The organism is Vibrio lamellibrachiae (assembly GCF_050337265.1).
GTDB lineage: Bacteria > Pseudomonadota > Gammaproteobacteria > Enterobacterales > Vibrionaceae > Vibrio > Vibrio kyushuensis.
Map to the genome: position 1 here is coordinate 1 of NZ_JAKJSU010000026.1, position 933 is coordinate 933.

A 933-nucleotide genomic window follows, 5' to 3' on the forward strand; every position below is an offset into this window, starting at 1 on the left:
CAAAGCGGATGTTTTAATCGACGGTCAAGAATTCCAAGAAACATTGACCGTGACTTCTGCGGACGGAACAGCAAGTAAGACTATCACTGTGGATGTATTGGGTAGCAACGATAAGGCTACGGTTGGTGATGACAGTGGTAAGGTCAAAGAAGATCGTGGTGCGAAGAGAAGCATTGCTGAAGGCACTTTAGAAATTTCTGATGTAGATGCAGGTGAACAGAAAGTCACAGCGTTTGAAAATACTGATAATGGTTACGGTAAATTCAGTGTTGATGCCGATGGAAATTGGTCATTTGAGATAGACAATTCTAAAGAAGCGGTTCAAGAGCTAGGCCAAGGTGTTCGTAAAGTACTGACATTTGATGTGACATCGGTAGATGGGACAGGTACGGGCACGGTGACAATTACTGTGAAAGGCACCAATGATCTTGCAACCATCGAAGAGACAGGGACACAAGATACATCAGTGACAGAAGCCGGTTTCAATGTTGAAGGCGATGCAGATGCAGGCGGAAAACTGACTGTTAGTGACGCCGATGCAGGAGAAAGTCTTTTTAATGTACCCGCTGATTTGTCTGGTACATACGGCACGTTTACATTTAAAGAAGATGGCAGCTGGACTTATGAGCTTGATAACGRCAAAGCGGATGTTTTAATCGACGGTCAAGAATTCCAAGAAACATTGACCGTGACTTCTGCGGACGGAACAGCAAGTAAGACTATCACTGTGGATGTATTGGGTAGCAACGATAAGGCTACGGTTGGTGATGACAGTGGTAAGGTCAAAGAAGATCGTGGTGCGAAGAGAAGCATTGCTGAAGGCACTTTAGAAATTTCTGATGTAGATGCAGGTGAACAGAAAGTCACAGCGTTTGAAAATACTGATAATGGTTACGGTAAATTCAGTGTTGATGCCGATGGAAATTGGTCATT

Annotated in this window: 1 protein-coding gene; it reads left to right on the forward strand. The window is 43.9% G+C overall.

The features are described from left to right. The coding region (locus tag L4C54_RS24090) for a VCBS domain-containing protein (RefSeq protein ID WP_428810093.1) at positions 1 to 933 on the forward strand (933 nt) is incomplete at both ends.